The sequence below is a fragment of the Arthrobacter sp. SIMBA_036 genome (assembly GCF_046535135.1).
In the GTDB taxonomy this organism is placed as follows: Bacteria; Actinomycetota; Actinomycetes; order Actinomycetales; family Micrococcaceae; genus Arthrobacter.
In genome coordinates, this window is record NZ_JAWRXG010000450.1 from 1 (window position 1) to 237 (window position 237).

Sequence of the window (237 nt, forward strand, 5' to 3'; positions counted from 1 at the left end):
ATGCAAATTGTATGGGTTGTTCTCCATATGTTTGCCTCCTGATATATCCAGTTGTTCACTGGTAAAATTTAATTAATGAAGGAACTCGAAAGGATTTAGGAAACCTTCCGAGGAATCCAATTTTCTATATATTTGATTGCGGATAACAGCTCCCGGCGCTTTATGTCTTTGTAGCTTGCAACGCCGAACCGGTCTTTTATCTCACGGTGTATTTCTCTGAAAAGCCTGGCCGCTTCT

At 40.9% G+C, this 237-nt stretch carries 1 protein-coding gene; it reads right to left on the reverse strand.

The annotated features are described in order from the left end of the window. Positions 1–95 precede the first annotated feature (95 nt). The coding region (locus SB659_RS20480) for an ORF6C domain-containing protein (RefSeq protein WP_410551765.1) at positions 96–237 on the reverse strand (142 nt) is incomplete at its 5' end.